The following is a 14,958-nucleotide window of genomic DNA, read 5'->3' as shown; positions in this document are numbered from 1 at the left end:
ATAAAAAATAAAATAATTGAAATCATGACAGTTCATTCATTTTAAGATAAGTTGATATACATGGGTCAAAAACACATGGATTGGAGGAATTACGATGAAATATGGTGTGGCTATCTTTCCATCGAAGAAAATTCAGGATGAAGCAAATTCCTATCGGATGCGCTATGATCCTCACTACGCATTAATTCCACCACATATAACGATTAAAGAACCATTTGAAGCTAGTCAACAAGAAGTACAAGAAATTACAAATGAATTAGAATCGATTGCCAAAGAAACAAAGCCGTTTCCGTTAAGAGTATTAAAGGTTAGCTCTTTCTTCCCGGTAACGAATACCATTTATTTGAAGGTAGATCCTGTTGATGAGTTATTGGAACTAAACGAAAAATTATATCGGGGAAAGCTACAACAAGAACGGGCCTTTTCTTTTGTTCCTCACATCACGATTGCACAAAAGCTATCGGATGATGAGTTTTCCGATGTTTTTGGCAGCTTAAACATGCAGGAATTCAACATGGAGGAAATCGTCGATCGCTTCCAATTGATGTACCAATTGGAAAATGGTGCATGGACGGTTTTTGATACATTTACATTTAATAAGGAGTAAGGACAAACAAATGGATATAAAAGTAGTAGAAACAGAAAAACAAAAAAAAGATGCATACTATGTTCGACATACTGTTTTCGTAGTTGAACAAAAAGTTCCACCAGAGCTAGAAATTGATGATTTAGAAAAGGAAGCCATCCATTTTGTTGGTTATGAAAATGACCATCCGATTGCAGCTAGTAGAATGCGTTTAGTAGATGACTACGGAAAGTTAGAGCGTATTTGCGTATTAAAGGAATATCGCGGCAAATATTTCGGTAAGCAAATCATCGGAAAAATGGAGCACTATTTAAAAGAAAAAGGATTACCGAAAGCAAAATTAAATGCACAAACACATGCGGAGGACTTTTATCATTCGCTCGGCTATGAAACGATATCAGACGAGTTTATGGATGCAGGCATTCCACATGTAACGATGATAAAAAAATTATCCTAATTCATTAAAAGAGGATGTTCAAAAAGTCACCAAATGATAAGCGGCGCATCTCTTTGTTGGCTCGTTCTTCCGGTCCTCATGTAGGGAAAGCCTACACTTCGGTCCTCAGAAGCTTCGCCGACTCGACCTGCTTGCTTCTAATTTACCAACTTTTTGAGCATGCATTAAAAGGTCTGACAAAATGTCAGGCCTTTTTCATTTTTACTATCCTTCAATCGATCCAACATACCTTTTCCGAAAGTAAAATGTAGTCGTTGTTAATAGTGTATGAAACAACAACGAAATGGTAAAGATGTATAGGAGTGATTTAAAGGGTAGTGATTATTGACATGAATACATATGGTTCCATATTTATAGAAACATTCTTTGGTTTTTTCGCATTATTAATCATCTCAAAGGTTCTAGGTAAAACACAAATTTCACAGCTAACCGCTTTTGATTTTATTTCTGCGCTTATTTTTGGTGAGTTAGTCGGTAACGCTATATATGACGATAAGGTTGGAATCAAGCAAATTGCCTTTGCTGTTTTTCTTTGGGGAGCGCTTTTATACGTAATAGAAATATTTACTCAGAAATTTAAAGCAACTAGATCAATTTTTGAAGGTAGACCTGCGATTGTTATTCACCAAGGCAAGCTACAACGAGAGGTAATGAAAAAAAACAAATTAGATATCAATCAACTGTTAACCCTACTTCGAGCTAAAAATGCATTTTCAATCAAAGAAGTTGAGTATGCAGTCCTTGAAACAGATGGTACCGTCTCTGTATTGAAGAAAACCTTCGATCAATCACCCACTCGTCAGGATTTTAATTTACTTGCCAAAAATGTCACATTGGGCTTCACCTTAATTAATGATGGTCAAGTGATCAAAGATAATTTGCATGAAATCAATAAAGATGAAGCGTGGCTAAAGAATGAATTGAAAAAACAAAAGATAAACGCAATTGAAGATGTATTTTACGCTGAATATAAAGAGGGAGAAGCATTGTTTGCACAAACTTATTAGCTTCTCCTTCTTTATAAGGTATAAGAACAAGATAAGATCTTATGCTTTCTGAAAAGCCCACCGTCCTTGTTGAATCGCACTTGTTATTTTTTCTTGTTTAAGTAGTGCCAATAAATAGCCAGTAATCGCTGTCCGGTACAATAACCACTGACTTAATTGGGGTGCATTCACATCAAAATGCTGGCACATGTCAGCAACAATGTTTTCATGAGAAACTGCTTCTGTTTTCTCAACTATCGCAGCTTCTAACCAGTTTAATAGTTTCCAATGATAAGCAATATTCTCTTCTACTGTGTCTTGAAAGGTTGATTCAAACACACCATGACCAGGAATAGCACCTTCGCAGGGTATTTCTTTTACTTTTTCTAAGCTCTCCAACGTTTGTTGCGCATCAGATAAATAAGGAATTTTATGCTTGTGTAATTGTTTTGTACCAAAATAGGCATCACCAGCGTATAAAATTCCATCAATCCGTACGGCTAGCTGATAATAGCTATGACCTGGTAAAAGAAAGGTATCAAACTCAAATACATCAACCGTATAGCCCCCTTCCTCCATTACCTGATCAATTCGGATAGGATTTGCTTCTAAAAATTTATTACGTAATTCTGGAAGTGGATCGTTCCCTCCAAATAAATAGATTGGTTCTAGCATTGGATTCCGCATAATTGCCTCTTCAAATTTTGGTGCCATCGTATGAACTTCCTGTTGCTCCTGTAAATAATGAGCGCCACCAAAATGATCGGTATGAGCATGTGTGATAAATAAGTGAGTAATCGGCAAATCTTTTTGTGATAACTGCTTCATCACCTTTTTCATTGTTCCTCTATCAATACCTGCATCAATTAGCATTCCTTTGTCCTCGCGTTGAACGTAACCAATATTGACCGGACCATGAAAAGCATAACAGGTTGTGTTGAAGGTTTGAAAATCCATTTATAATTCTCCTTTTCGTACTGGTCTTTTAGAAAAGCATACAGTTTCTACAAGGAAATTGCTATTCATTCTAGCTGATCTCAATTTTTTATACCTTTTCGTTTACATATTTTCCTTTGCCGGTAATATCAGTGATAATTTTTTCTATTGCTGCTTGGTGAATGGCTGTTGGTGAATAAAGTTTCTTTCTACTTATTGGGGATGTATTTGCAGTTGGTGGCTTTTGCTGTTTTTGGTATGCCAAAGGTAATTGTGATTGGTATAGTTTTTCTACCGGATATGGATCAACTTTCATTTTTCCTGTTCGATCATGATAGCTTGTATATTGATAGTGTTGAACTGGAAGCAGATATCCCATGATTATCTCCTCCTATTTGTTCTAATCATCTATACCCTTTTCAACAAAAAAATATGCCTGTACAGATAAAATACCATTATTTATTACTTTTGTCGTCAAGCTTTCTATCTATATCATCCATTGATGCTTCAAACTCATTTATGTTCTTTATAAAATCATTATTCCACTTTGAAAATTCTTTTTCAAACTCTTTCATTTTCTTTTCCGGGCGCTGAAAGTATTTTTCATTTTTATTTAAGTGTTTATCAATATCACGTAAATGCTTCAGCAATCGGTGAGGAAATTTAGGAAAATTTTGTGCCATAATATTCTCCCTTCTATTAATTACATATGTATGCAACGTTGTCTATTTGTAACCATCATCTACCTATTTTAGGAAAATTAAGCTTAGCCCCTAGGAAATTGTGAAATCAGACCACCCACCTGTTAGAGTTGTTTTACTTATCCTTTCATGCAAAAAACTTACAACACAAAAATAAAGGTAGCCCCCGGCAGCTACCTTTAAATATTACTTATATCCAAGAGAATGGTCTTCTCTCATCATCCTTTTGATCATCATCGTGATCATCGTCATCGTCGCGTTCTTCTACCTCTTCTTCAACCTTTTCTTCTACTGCTTCTTCTTCAACTTCTGCTCTTCTTGGTCCGAAAAATGGGTCTACTGGTCTTGGTCGAGGTCTTGGCGGTTCGATGTGCACATTTTCTGCCTTAATAACTAAATCTTTTACGTAGATAACTTTTTTCTTTTCAGACATCGCTTATTCACTCCTTTATAGATGAAAGCTTAATCGTTACATACTATGTAATTATGTAAAGATGGGTTATGGACATCCGCCCGAATCTTAGACTTTTTTCACAATTTTCAATTGAAGGTTGTTCGCCCACACACAGTAAGCAATTAAACATACTCTAGATAGTGACAAATAAGTCAAATAACTACTTGAAAGGAGTTAGATACAATGTCTTGTGGAAAAAAATTTGATTCAGGCAATTGCGTAGCAGACATTTTAAGAGAGATTGCTGATGCACAATCTGATCTAGTAAGTGATTGTATTACTAGCTGTGAGCAATCGATTGCTGACTTATTGGGGGATACCGCTCCTTCAAATCTAGATACAGTACCGGTAATCTTATACTGTAAAGGTGATTGTAAACCTTTTAAAGGGTTTGGGGCCGAAAGCCGTGAATTTTGCGATGTAGTAGCAAGCTTCTTCTTCCGAGTTAAATCAGTAGATAAAGATAATTGTGCGGTTGTAGAATTGCTACGTGCAGATGTGGACGACAAAGACCCACATTCACCTACGAAGCAAGACGCTTGTGCATTAGAAGCAACTGGAATCTGCATCACTGTTGATCTAGATTGCTTCTGTCATGTTACTTGCTTACCAGCAATTAATGCGCTTGGATAATGCTACTTTTTTTCATTATTAAGGTCTGACCTTTTTTTGGTCAGACCTTTTTATTTTCTTATTAAATAAATGACCAGGATCAATCTTAGAAGCTTAGTAATCGAATATTCGTAATCGCTTCAATAGGAATGGTTTTCATTCTTGGTCTCTTTTTGGTAACCATGTGAACCATTCCATCTTTATAATCAGCAATAACCCCTTGGTGTCGTTCATCTTCCGTTCTAACTTCACATTTCATTCTTGGAACTTGTGAGGGGAGGCCAACGAAGTAATTTACTTTTTCTTCTATCGTCATATCACCAAATCGCTTGCGTTCTGTTCGTGGACGAATCGAGTTAACCTCATCTTTAGAGGCTCCATCTGTTGATTCTTCATACTCATTATCTTCCAGTGCTTCGATTAAATCCTCTTCATCTCCAACATATTTGTCATCCGCTGGTCCCGTTTTCGAAGTTCTTCTTTTTATCTTTTTTGGTTGTGTTGATACCGTATCTGGTACTTCATTTTTCTCATTGGTTTTCTTTGGTGTTCGATAATTGGATTGCATGGAAGCTGTAGGCCGTTTAAGCTTAGGCTGAGCAATGTATAGCATTGGTTCCTGGGCATGCTTCTTCCTTCTTCTCATCTGGATTCCTCCCTATACCTGAACTCTTCAACACATTATATGTATGTAATATTGAATTGTGCCCAAAAATATACAAAATTGCTTACGATAAATGGTTTTGCTTGAGTGAATTGACCAAGCGTTTGTTCTGCACTAGTCGATATCATTTTCTTTGTAGAGAGAAGAAAAAAACCACATACAAATTGTATGTGGCTCTTAAATGTCTTATGATAATCCCAATATGTTATATCCTGAATCGACGTGAATGATTTCTCCAGTTACACCGCGTGATAAATCACTTAATAAATAATAAGCAGTGTCACCTACTTCTTCTTGTGTTACCGTACGACGAAGTGGTGATGTCTCTTCAATTTTTTTAAGTACAGAATTAAAGTCACCGATACCTTTTGCTGAAAGTGTACGGATTGGCCCAGCAGAGATCGCGTTCACACGCACCCCATGCTTACCTAAGTCATTTGCTAAATATTTCATGCTTGCGTCTAAACTTGCTTTTGCAACACCCATGACATTATAATTTTGTACCACACGTTCGCCGCCTAAATACGTTAATGTCACAATACCGCCACCTTCCGTCATTAGAGGCTGTGCTGCTCTTGCAACGGCAACAAGTGAATAAGCACTAATGTTATGTGCCAATAAGTACCCATCACGACTTGTATCAACGAATTCCCCTTTTAAATCGTCTTTGTTTGCAAAAGCAATACAGTGCGCTAGTCCATGGATGGTACCTACATCACCCTTAATTTCTTCAAACGTTTTATTCACTGCGTCATCATCTGTCACATCACATTCATAAAATAGCGCATCTTGTCCTTCAAGTTCAGACACTAAATCTTTAACTGGTTTTTCAAAGCGTTCGTTCGCATACGTAAAAATTAACCTTGCTCCAGCTTCATGCAAAGAGCGAGCAATCCCCCAGGCAATGCTACGCTTATTGGCAACACCCATTACTACATATGTACGTCCCTCTAATGAGAAATTCATTACAAAACCTCCTATAGTTCTATTGTTATTATGGTCACATAGATATAATTTTATGTTATAACTTGTTATTAGTACCTGATACTATTTTATCGAAGTTTAATACGAAACTCAATCCTTTCTCGACGAAACTTAAAATATGAGGATCATTACTAGCAAATCCTTTTTCTTCTTGAACTCAATCAAATCTGGAACTTAATGCTTCCTATCTTAACTCTCAGCTTAAAAAAGAAATCCTTTGAAACTCCAACTTATAAATTCTTCAAAAAAGAAATCCTGCTGTTACAAAACAGTCAGGATTTCATGTAGTTATGTGTACGAAATTCGAGTACCATCTGAAGGTCCAGCACATATTCACGCGAACCCGTGACAATCAGTCGATCCTCTAGCCTTAATTCAGTGTCACCATGCGGAACAATGGAATCCTTTCCTCTAAAGATCCGCACCATAATCACATCACCTGTAAAAGGAAACTCTCGTAACATTACCCCATCAAATGTCGGGTTGTTCATATTGATTTCATATAATGCACTTTCTTGTGTCGTTAAGATATCGACTACACTTGGTGCGACAATTAACGCTTTTAACAATGATTTAGTAGATAGAAGAACTGAAAATACTTCAATACCTTTTTCCTTCAATTCTTTATCAATTTTAGGCGATTCTGCCCGAGCTATTACTCTCTCTACACCTTTTTCTTTGGCATAGGAGGCAATTTCGGCATTACGGTCTTCATCTCCAGTTGAAACAACAATCAAGTCAACATCAAATACCCCTAGCTCTTCCATTTGTTTAAAATCATAGTTTTTTAACTGCTTAATATCAAACACAGATCTTGTTATCGCTTCATCGATTTTATCCTGCCTTGTGTGATAAAGATGGGCTTCAAATAAAGAAGGATCTAATTCACGAACAACTGGCAAAGTGGCCTGGTTGGAACCGACAAATGAGATGATTTGTTTATGTGATTCCTCTTCTTTGTTTTTGTAATATTTTTTGAAAAACGGTGGTGTAATAAGGCAAGTCAACACAGCTGCTAATATTAACGCACCTTCCATTTGACTATTAATTACACCCATTCTTTCTCCAATCGTTGCTGCAGCAATAACAAGAGACAATGTTGAAGTTAGAATCATCCCAGAACTAAATACTGTTTCCCAATCATACCATTTTTTCATTAAAGCAACTGGTACTAATTTAGATATAAATAAAGCGATCAATAGCAATGGAATTAGCAGTAATACCTTCGGGTCACTAAATAAGTTCCATATATTTATTTCTACTCCTACCATTACGAAGAATATCGGAATTAAAAATCCATATCCAAAGCTATCTAATTTTTGGACTAGTTCTTGATTTGGTGACAATAACGAAACCAATGCACCTGCTAAGAAGGCACCAAGTATATTTTCTGCACCTACAGTTTCTGACAGGGCTACAAAGAAAATAATTAAAGTAAAGACAGCCCTTGTACCAATTTGAATCGTACCTTTTGACATCGTTTCAACAAAGGTTTGATTTCGAAAATATTTCCCAACAAAATATAGCAGCACACCGACTCCGAACAAGATTAGCAACAACCACATGTTACTGGATTCTTCACTATACAATGAAACAAAAACAGCGAGTAGAATCATTGTAGCTAAATCAGCAATTACTGCAATCAATAAAATCGTTTGCCCAATCGTTGTCTTCATCGCCTGTGCTTCTTTCAAGGTTGGAACAACAACACCTAAGGAAATCGTAGAAATAATTAACGTCATTAAAAATACATTGTCGATAAACCCTGCAAGCACAAATAAGTAAGACAGAATGAGGGATAAAATGAAAATCCCTATAAATACAATGCTCGCTATAAGAACTGGGTTTGGCATTCCATTATTTTGCGGTTTTTTCGTTTTCTTTTTATTTGCAAAAATAGAAAAGTCTATTTCAAGCCCACTCAAAAACATTAAGAAAATAAATCCTAGAGTTGATAAAGTCTCTAACCAGTTACTCTCATCCACTAAATTAAAGCCACTATGCCCAATGATAAGACCGACAATGATTTCAGCAACAACAACAGGAATTACTTTTAATTTAAATCGATGCATTAATATTGGTGTAATGAATGCCGCTAAAATAACAATAACTAGTGAACTTACAGACTCTGCATGTTCCATTTTTTTGCCCCCTTTAATGAATTAATAAGTTCATAAATGCTGTTGCCATTCCTAAATAAATTAGAATCGATATAATATCGTTGATGGTTGTGATAAACGGACCGGAGGCAACTGCTGGATCTATATTAAGTCGATGCATAATTATTGGTACGACCGCTCCGGCAATTGTTGCTACAATTAATGTTGCCATAATCGAAAAACCTACTAATAAACCCAGAAAAAAATCACCTTTCCATACAAACACAACCAATGTTATGATAATTCCACAGCTTGTACCAGTAATTAAACCGGTAAAAGCCTCTCGTATAATGATGGAAGCTTTTCCTTGCTTTTCAAATTCTCCAGTAGCAATACTTCTTACTGCAACAGCAAGTGCCTGTGTACCAGTATTACCAGCCATTCCAGCAATCAGCGGGATAAAGATAGCCAAAATCGCCACTTCATCTAAAGTTTCTTCAAATCTGCCAATAATACTAGCAGTAAACATCCCAAGGAATAAAAGAATGACGAGCCAGGGCAATCTTTTTCTAGCTGAAGAAATCGGATTGTCATCAGAGCGATCTGCAAGTGAGATACCCGCTAACTTTGAATAATCATCGCTTGCTTCTTGCTCCATAACATCCATCACATCATCTACCGTAATAATTCCTAATAAGTGATTTTGAAAGTCTACAACAGGCAAGGCTAAAAAGTCATAATCACGCATCATTTGCGCAATTTCTTCTTGATCTTCTCCTACCTGAACAGAAACGACTCGATCACTCATAACATCAGATATAAGCCAATCACCCTCTGCAATAATCAAATCTCTTAGTGATATTACACCTGCAAGTCGTTTATTTGCATCCACAACATAAGTATAATAAATCGTCTCGGCATCTGGTGCTTCTTTTCTTAAGTGCCTCATTGCTTCTTTTACTGTTTGATTAATTTGCACAACCACGAATTCCGTAGTCATGATACTTCCGGCAGTCTTTTCTTCATAATGAAGCAACGCTTTTATTTCATTTGCAGAGTCTTTCTCCATAATCGTTAAGAAGCTGGCAACTTTATTTTTATCAAAATGATTTAAAATATCTACCGCATCATCTGTTGACATCTCAGCTAACACATGTGATGCATAGGTCGGATTCATTTCTAAAATGAATGCCTCTACTAATTCACTATCTACCTGCTCGATCACATCAGCAACTTCTTCAGGCGATAAGTACGAGTAGATTAGAAATCGAATGTATTCGTCTTGATTCTCAAAAATTTTGGCCTGATCATATGGGTGTAACTCCAAAAATTCAGCGCGAAATTGATCAATTTGTTCATTCATTAACGCTTCCTGTATTTTTTCCCAAATTTGATCTCTTTCTTGTTGATCTAAATGTTCCAACGCTTCCCCCCCCCTATCGCCTAGAAAATATTATCGTAAGGGTCTACTAATGTTTTGTCAATCGTTTATTTTTGTTCTTCTTAAAAATACGATACAGATCGAACATTTAAATGATTTTTCCATCATTTTTCTTATTCATTTGACATTATTCTTTCAAACTAACCTTAAAAAATGTAGAATTTTAATGTAAACTTAGAATGATGCTATTCACAAGTTTTTAACATAAATATTACCTTATGAACATAGAACATTTTAACATTCGTTAAAAATTTGCTAAAAATACAGTTCAGATAAAACCTATTTTAAATGAAAACATACAATAGAAACAGTTATTTGTTTTTGTTTCAATTGTACGGTGAACTCGTTTAAAAATTTATGTGAAAGAAAGGTAAACGTATGAGTTCAAAGAATGCCAATACAAATATTGATTACTCATTGATTTTTATTATTTTATTATTAGGAATTGTCAGTTGCTTTGCGATATACACCGTCCAACCATTTCTACCTTCCATTTATGCCGGACAAAATTTTGTCCTAAAACAAATTGCTTGGTATGTTATCGGTTCAATGCTAATTGTTGTAATTATGCTGTTTGATTATGACCGCTTTAGACAGGTTTCATGGTTCTTATATGGAATAGGTATGATATCACTGATTATGCTCTACCTTAATTTTCCTGCTACAATTATCCATGAAGCAAATGGCGCAAGAAGCTGGTTTATTTTCCCTGGAATCGGAACCATTCAACCAGCAGAATTTATGAAGGTTATTCTTATTATTGTCCTTGCACACGTTATGGTCGCTCATAACGAAAAGTATAAAGACCATACCAATAAAACAGATCTTTGGTTATTACTAAAAATAATGCTCCTCTCATTGCCGCCAATGGGGTTAATTGCTGTTCAACCAGACCTAGGAGGATTTCTCGTTCTTGCTGCTATCATAACATGTATGATTCTTATATCTGGGATTAGATGGAGAATTCTTTTTTTGATCATTGCATTGGTTGGACTTGTTTCTCTTATCATTGTGTTACTTTATCTCGGATATCCTGACGCAACGAGAGCTTTTTTATATGATGTTGGCTTTAAGCACGTAGAAAGTCGCTTTTATGGGTGGTTATATCCAGAAGCCTATGGAGACTCTGGTTACCAACTGATTCGCGCTATGCTCGCAATTGGGTCCGGTCAGCTCTCCGGAAAAGGGCTAAGAGATTTAGAGGTTTATATTCCAGAACGACATACTGATATGATTTTTTCAGCGATTGCTGAGCAATTTGGATTTATCGGGGCAAGCTTTGTCATTACTCTTTTCTTTTTACTTATTTACCGGTTAATACACATCGGATTACAGAGTAATGACGCATTTGGAAGCTACCTGGTTGCTGGAATTATTGGTATGTTTACATTCCAGATTTTTCAAAACATAGGGATGTCCGTTCAATTATTGCCAATTACAGGCTTACCCCTACCTTTTATAAGCTATGGGGGAAGCTCTACACTAACGTATCTACTAGCGATTGGAATTGTATTAAATATTCATTATCGAACAAAGGAATATATGTTTGATTAGATTAAAACTTGGGTGGAAATGCTAGTTATAGCATCCACCTTTTCTTTTAGATTTCATTATACTTTGGAGGAAGATAGATGAAAGTTGATATAATTGGAGACATTCATGGTTGTTTCGAGGAATTAGTAGAGCTATTTCATAAATTAGATTATCAGTGGAAAGATGGTATTCCAGTTCATCCGGAAAATAGGATTCCTGTCTTTCTTGGTGACTTAACTGACCGTGGACCGGATTCCATCAAAACAATTGATTTGGTTTATCGTTTAGTAATGGAAAAAAAGTTAGCGAAGTATGTACCTGGTAACCATTGCAATAAGCTATATCGATATTTTTTAGGCAATAACGTAAAGCAGCAGCATGGATTAGAAACAACTGTCGCAGAATTCAAAAAACAGAATGATACAGATCAATCCAGGATTCGAGACCATTTTATCAAGCTTTATGAACATGCAGACTTATACTTACAGTTACCGCCCGTCCATGCAATCGTTGCCCACGCTGGTATCCGTGAAGATCTTATCGGCAGAAACGATAAAAAGGTGAAGACGTTTGTGTTATATGGAGATATTACTGGGGAAAAACACCCAGATGGGAGGCCGATTCGACGAGACTGGGCCCAATCTTATCATGGAGAGGATTGGATTGTTTATGGCCATACTCCAGTAAGACAACCACGGATTGTAAATAAAACAATTAATATTGATACTGGATGTGTTTTCGGAAATGCGTTGACGGCTTTTCAGCTGCCAGAAGAAAAAATAATCTCCGTCCCTTCCAAGCAGCCTTTTGTTGAAGAAAAATTCAATTCTTTTGATTAGCAACAATACGATTGAGTTCAGCACTAGGCTTAGCATTGATTAAAAAGCTCCTCCCGGTGTTATTCACAAGGAGGAGCTTTTTTGCATGAAATATTGCTTCATATCCTCCGGTAATTCTGAGGATAAATTAATTCTTTCTTTGGTTGTTGGTTGGATAAAAGATAACAATCGACAATGAAGGGCTTGTCGTTTCATTACCGTCATATCGCCCCCATATAAGTCATCGCCAATTAACGGATGGCCTAAGTGGGAAAAATGGACACGAATTTGATGGGTTCGTCCAGTTTCTAATTTAATGTCAAGTAGTGTTGTTTCACCAATTTCCTTTTCAACTTCGTAACGAGTTATCGCACGCTGTCCGTCATCATGGACCCTTCGCTTAATAATTGAGTCTGTTTCTCTAGCTATCGGTAAATCAACTACCCCATTTTTATTTCCAAGCTTTCCTTCAATAATCGCATAATACCTTCGATTAACAAGACCCTGCTTTTGATCGTTGGAAAGAATAGAATGACTATATCGGTGCTTGGCCACTAACATTAAACCAGAAGTATCACGATCTAATCTAGTTACAATGTGAACGGTATAATCCAACTTATGTTCATCATAGTATCCAAGGATACGATTAGCTATCGTACCAGATACGTGATTAAATGAAGGTATTGTGGCGACTCCAGAAGGTTTATTAATCACTAAGACATCATCATCCTCGTAGACAATGTCCAGTGGTAATTTTTCAGGCTTCATATAAGATCCTCGTTCTTCAGGTGGAAGAATAACCTCTAATTCATCGCCTTCGATTAACTTTCTCCGAACAGTCGATAGTTCTCCATTAACCAGTAAACTACCACCGTTAAATTTTATAGCCTTAATAAGCCGTCTGGACAAACCTCTTACCTCTCTTAAATAATCACGTATGAATATTCCTTCCTGCTCTTTTGTTATGATCCACTTCAATGGTTGTCACCTTTCTTAGTAGCCTGTAGAAAAACTTAACATTCGTCTCTTTACTATATCTAGTATGAATTCCTCTTCTATATTGGATTATCTTTCGTCTGAAATAAAGGAATCATGCACTCTTTTCCAAAACGGAAAATTACGAAATCTCGCAAAACGAATTTTTTCTTCTGCGACACGACATTCAATCGATTTCACATTTGAAAAAGTTTTGGTAATGTGGTCAATTGTTATTAAAAAGCTGCGGTCATCATAAATTGGCATTAACTTCAATTCGTGATGCTTTGGTAAAATCAATGGCGAACCAATGGTACGAAAGACACGATTATTTATCGATGCCATCTCTGTAACTTGAATCGATTCTAAAGAAGGATGAATAATTCCTCCTCCTAAAGCTTTATTATAGGCTGTACTCCCCGATGGTGTTGAAATACATAATCCATCTCCTCGAAATCGTTCAAAATGCTCTCCTTTAATACTTACATCTAACGCAACGGAACCTTCTGTTGTTTTGACAGATCCTTCATTCAATGCAAGGTAACGGTCAGCTTTTCCACCATCCTTTGAATGGATAGTAAGCTCTAACAAAGGATATTCAATAATTTGAAAAGGATTTTTTGCAATTTCTATAATTAATTTCTCTACCTCACCAGGAACCCAGTCCGCATAGAACCCCAAGTGACCTGTATGAACACCAACAAAAGCTGTATTTTCCAGTCGATGATTATATGTATGAAATGCTTCTAGAAAGGTACCATCCCCACCAACGGATATAACGATGTCTGGTTCGTTTGAATCAAATTCTAAATCAAAATCAGTTAAGTATTGTTTTATTCTTGCCATAATTTCATTTGATTTCGCATCACCTTTAGAAGTTATTGAGAATCTCATAAGGAATCCCCCTATTCTCGCTAGTGTTTATTTTTATTTTTACTTTTATTTTTGTAAAACACGCGCTGTGCCTCTTGAACTTCATCTTTAATTTTAGACATTTCTTCATCTAATTTAAAAGCGGCTTCTGCAGCGTTTTTTAATCGTGCCTTGACATGGACAGGTATTTGACCATCATATTTATAATTTAAGGAGTGCTCATTGGTTGCCCAAAAATTCATCGCTAACGTACGAATCTGAATCTCCGCAATGATTTTTTTCTCACCACTAATTGTTTCCACTGGATATTCAATAATCATGTGGTAGGAACGATATCCACTATCCTTTTTCTCTTGTATATAATCCTTTACTTCAACAACTTTAAAATCATTTCTAGATTCTAACATTTGCACAATTTTGTATATATCATCAACGAATTGACAAACGACCCGTACACCGGCAATGTCTTGAACTTCTTTTTCTATTTTATCCATTGGTATATTCTTCTTCAGTGCTTTTTCTAATATACTTGGAACTGGTTTTACTCTGCCTGTAACAAACTCAATCGGGGAATGTTCCGACTCGTATTCAAATTGTGCTCGCATTCCCTTTAGTTTAACCTTTAGTTCCTCAACAACTTGAACATAAGGTGCCAAAAAAGCTTCCCAATTCACAGTATGCACCACCTTATATATTCATCCTAATAAACATGCATTTATCTTAATTGTATCACAAAATCTTATATTTATTGTTTAAAACTACCTAACCATCATTCCCTTTCTAGCATACAATAGCATACCACTATTCATTAAATTTTCTGTCTTCAGAGGTTATACTTT

The 14,958-nt window shown here is 36.1% G+C and carries 17 protein-coding genes; 6 read left to right on the top strand and 11 right to left on the bottom strand.

Annotated elements, in window-relative coordinates; all coding sequences use genetic code 11:
* Positions 1-94: 94 nt before the first annotated feature.
* The 3 genes from JOC48_RS10035 to JOC48_RS10025 all read left to right on the top strand — a co-directional run bounded on the left by JOC48_RS10035 (position 95) and on the right by JOC48_RS10025 (position 2,050).
* On the top strand, positions 95-607 hold the full coding sequence (locus JOC48_RS10035; RefSeq protein WP_204499269.1) for a YjcG family protein: 513 nt from the start codon (positions 95-97) through the stop codon (positions 605-607).
* A gap of 10 nt (positions 608-617) precedes the next feature.
* Positions 618-1,043 (top strand): GNAT family N-acetyltransferase, encoded by a 426-nt coding sequence (locus tag JOC48_RS10030; RefSeq protein ID WP_204499267.1) that lies wholly within the window; start codon positions 618-620, stop codon positions 1,041-1,043.
* 329 nt (positions 1,044-1,372) lie between these two features.
* Entirely contained in the window at positions 1,373-2,050 is a 678-nt protein-coding gene (locus JOC48_RS10025; protein ID WP_204499333.1) for a DUF421 domain-containing protein, read from the top strand.
* A gap of 39 nt (positions 2,051-2,089) precedes the next feature.
* Here the strand turns inward: JOC48_RS10025 and JOC48_RS10020 are convergent, their stop codons facing one another.
* From JOC48_RS10020 to JOC48_RS10005, 4 genes are all read right to left on the bottom strand, one after another.
* On the bottom strand, positions 2,090-2,986 hold the full coding sequence (locus JOC48_RS10020) for an MBL fold metallo-hydrolase (RefSeq protein ID WP_204499265.1): 897 nt from the start codon (positions 2,984-2,986) through the stop codon (positions 2,090-2,092).
* Positions 2,987-3,074: 88 nt separating this feature from the next.
* On the bottom strand, positions 3,075-3,344 hold the full coding sequence (locus tag JOC48_RS10015) for a hypothetical protein (protein ID WP_204499263.1): 270 nt from the start codon (positions 3,342-3,344) through the stop codon (positions 3,075-3,077).
* A 76-nt stretch (positions 3,345-3,420) separates the two neighbouring features.
* Entirely contained in the window at positions 3,421-3,648 is a 228-nt protein-coding gene (locus tag JOC48_RS10010) for a hypothetical protein (RefSeq protein WP_204499261.1), read from the bottom strand.
* 208 nt (positions 3,649-3,856) lie between these two features.
* A complete protein-coding gene (locus tag JOC48_RS10005) occupies positions 3,857-4,099 on the bottom strand; it encodes a hypothetical protein (RefSeq protein WP_204499259.1) in 243 nt (80 codons plus the stop codon).
* Positions 4,100-4,303: 204 nt separating this feature from the next.
* On the opposite strand from JOC48_RS10005, the gene JOC48_RS10000 reads away from it, so the two are divergent.
* A complete protein-coding gene (locus JOC48_RS10000) occupies positions 4,304-4,753 on the top strand; it encodes a CotY/CotZ family spore coat protein (protein WP_204499257.1) in 450 nt (149 codons plus the stop codon).
* An 85-nt stretch (positions 4,754-4,838) separates the two neighbouring features.
* Here the strand turns inward: JOC48_RS10000 and JOC48_RS09995 are convergent, their stop codons facing one another.
* From JOC48_RS09995 to mgtE, 4 genes are all read right to left on the bottom strand, one after another.
* On the bottom strand, positions 4,839-5,378 hold the full coding sequence (locus JOC48_RS09995; RefSeq protein WP_204499254.1) for a CotO family spore coat protein: 540 nt from the start codon (positions 5,376-5,378) through the stop codon (positions 4,839-4,841).
* Positions 5,379-5,582: 204 nt separating this feature from the next.
* Positions 5,583-6,362 carry an enoyl-ACP reductase FabI gene (fabI, locus tag JOC48_RS09990; RefSeq protein ID WP_204499252.1) on the bottom strand — a complete coding sequence of 260 codons (780 nt, stop codon included), beginning with the start codon at positions 6,360-6,362 and terminating at the stop codon, positions 5,583-5,585.
* A gap of 290 nt (positions 6,363-6,652) precedes the next feature.
* Entirely contained in the window at positions 6,653-8,521 is a 1,869-nt protein-coding gene (locus JOC48_RS09985; RefSeq protein ID WP_204499250.1) for a monovalent cation:proton antiporter family protein, read from the bottom strand.
* A 13-nt stretch (positions 8,522-8,534) separates the two neighbouring features.
* A complete protein-coding gene (gene mgtE, locus JOC48_RS09980; RefSeq protein WP_204499248.1) occupies positions 8,535-9,902 on the bottom strand; it encodes a magnesium transporter in 1,368 nt (455 codons plus the stop codon).
* 396 nt (positions 9,903-10,298) lie between these two features.
* Here mgtE and JOC48_RS09975 point away from each other — a divergent pair, with 396 nt between their 5' ends.
* Both JOC48_RS09975 and prpE read left to right on the top strand, forming a co-directional pair.
* Positions 10,299-11,474, top strand: coding sequence for an FtsW/RodA/SpoVE family cell cycle protein (locus JOC48_RS09975; RefSeq protein WP_204499246.1), 1,176 nt, complete (start codon positions 10,299-10,301; stop codon positions 11,472-11,474).
* Between the two features lie 77 nt (positions 11,475-11,551).
* Entirely contained in the window at positions 11,552-12,292 is a 741-nt protein-coding gene (prpE, locus tag JOC48_RS09970; protein WP_204499244.1) for a bis(5'-nucleosyl)-tetraphosphatase PrpE, read from the top strand.
* A 63-nt stretch (positions 12,293-12,355) separates the two neighbouring features.
* On the opposite strand, the gene JOC48_RS09965 is transcribed toward prpE, so the two are convergent.
* The 3 genes from JOC48_RS09965 to yjbM form a co-directional block, all read right to left on the bottom strand.
* Positions 12,356-13,249 (bottom strand): RluA family pseudouridine synthase, encoded by an 894-nt coding sequence (locus JOC48_RS09965; protein ID WP_204499242.1) that lies wholly within the window; start codon positions 13,247-13,249, stop codon positions 12,356-12,358.
* Positions 13,250-13,336: 87 nt separating this feature from the next.
* Positions 13,337-14,140, bottom strand: a complete 804-nt coding sequence (locus JOC48_RS09960; protein WP_204499240.1) for an NAD kinase — start codon at positions 14,138-14,140, stop codon at positions 13,337-13,339.
* Positions 14,141-14,160: 20 nt separating this feature from the next.
* Positions 14,161-14,793: a GTP diphosphokinase gene (gene yjbM / locus JOC48_RS09955; RefSeq protein WP_338024271.1), complete on the bottom strand. Its 633-nt coding sequence runs from the start codon at positions 14,791-14,793 to the stop codon at positions 14,161-14,163.
* Positions 14,794-14,958 lie beyond the last annotated feature (165 nt).

The organism is Aquibacillus albus (assembly GCF_016908325.1).
GTDB classification, from domain to species: Bacteria; Bacillota; Bacilli; order Bacillales; family Amphibacillaceae; genus Aquibacillus_A; species Aquibacillus_A albus.
The sequence above is the reverse complement of the archived record's forward strand: the minus strand, read 5'-3'. Positions and strand labels throughout refer to the sequence as shown.

Coding starts and splice junctions, on each gene's coding strand:
- JOC48_RS10035 (WP_204499269.1), top strand. CDS start 95: ATGAAATATGGTGTGGCTATCTTTCCATCGAAGAAAATTCAGGATGAA.
- JOC48_RS10030 (WP_204499267.1), top strand. CDS start 618: ATGGATATAAAAGTAGTAGAAACAGAAAAACAAAAAAAAGATGCATAC.
- JOC48_RS10025 (WP_204499333.1), top strand. CDS start 1,373: ATGAATACATATGGTTCCATATTTATAGAAACATTCTTTGGTTTTTTC.
- JOC48_RS10020 (WP_204499265.1), bottom strand. CDS start 2,986: ATGGATTTTCAAACCTTCAACACAACCTGTTATGCTTTTCATGGTCCG.
- JOC48_RS10015 (WP_204499263.1), bottom strand. CDS start 3,344: ATGGGATATCTGCTTCCAGTTCAACACTATCAATATACAAGCTATCAT.
- JOC48_RS10010 (WP_204499261.1), bottom strand. CDS start 3,648: ATGGCACAAAATTTTCCTAAATTTCCTCACCGATTGCTGAAGCATTTA.
- JOC48_RS10005 (WP_204499259.1), bottom strand. CDS start 4,099: ATGTCTGAAAAGAAAAAAGTTATCTACGTAAAAGATTTAGTTATTAAG.
- JOC48_RS10000 (WP_204499257.1), top strand. CDS start 4,304: ATGTCTTGTGGAAAAAAATTTGATTCAGGCAATTGCGTAGCAGACATT.
- JOC48_RS09995 (WP_204499254.1), bottom strand. CDS start 5,378: ATGAGAAGAAGGAAGAAGCATGCCCAGGAACCAATGCTATACATTGCT.
- fabI (WP_204499252.1), bottom strand. CDS start 6,362: ATGAATTTCTCATTAGAGGGACGTACATATGTAGTAATGGGTGTTGCC.
- JOC48_RS09985 (WP_204499250.1), bottom strand. CDS start 8,521: ATGGAACATGCAGAGTCTGTAAGTTCACTAGTTATTGTTATTTTAGCG.
- JOC48_RS09975 (WP_204499246.1), top strand. CDS start 10,299: ATGAGTTCAAAGAATGCCAATACAAATATTGATTACTCATTGATTTTT.
- prpE (WP_204499244.1), top strand. CDS start 11,552: ATGAAAGTTGATATAATTGGAGACATTCATGGTTGTTTCGAGGAATTA.
- JOC48_RS09960 (WP_204499240.1), bottom strand. CDS start 14,140: ATGAGATTCTCAATAACTTCTAAAGGTGATGCGAAATCAAATGAAATT.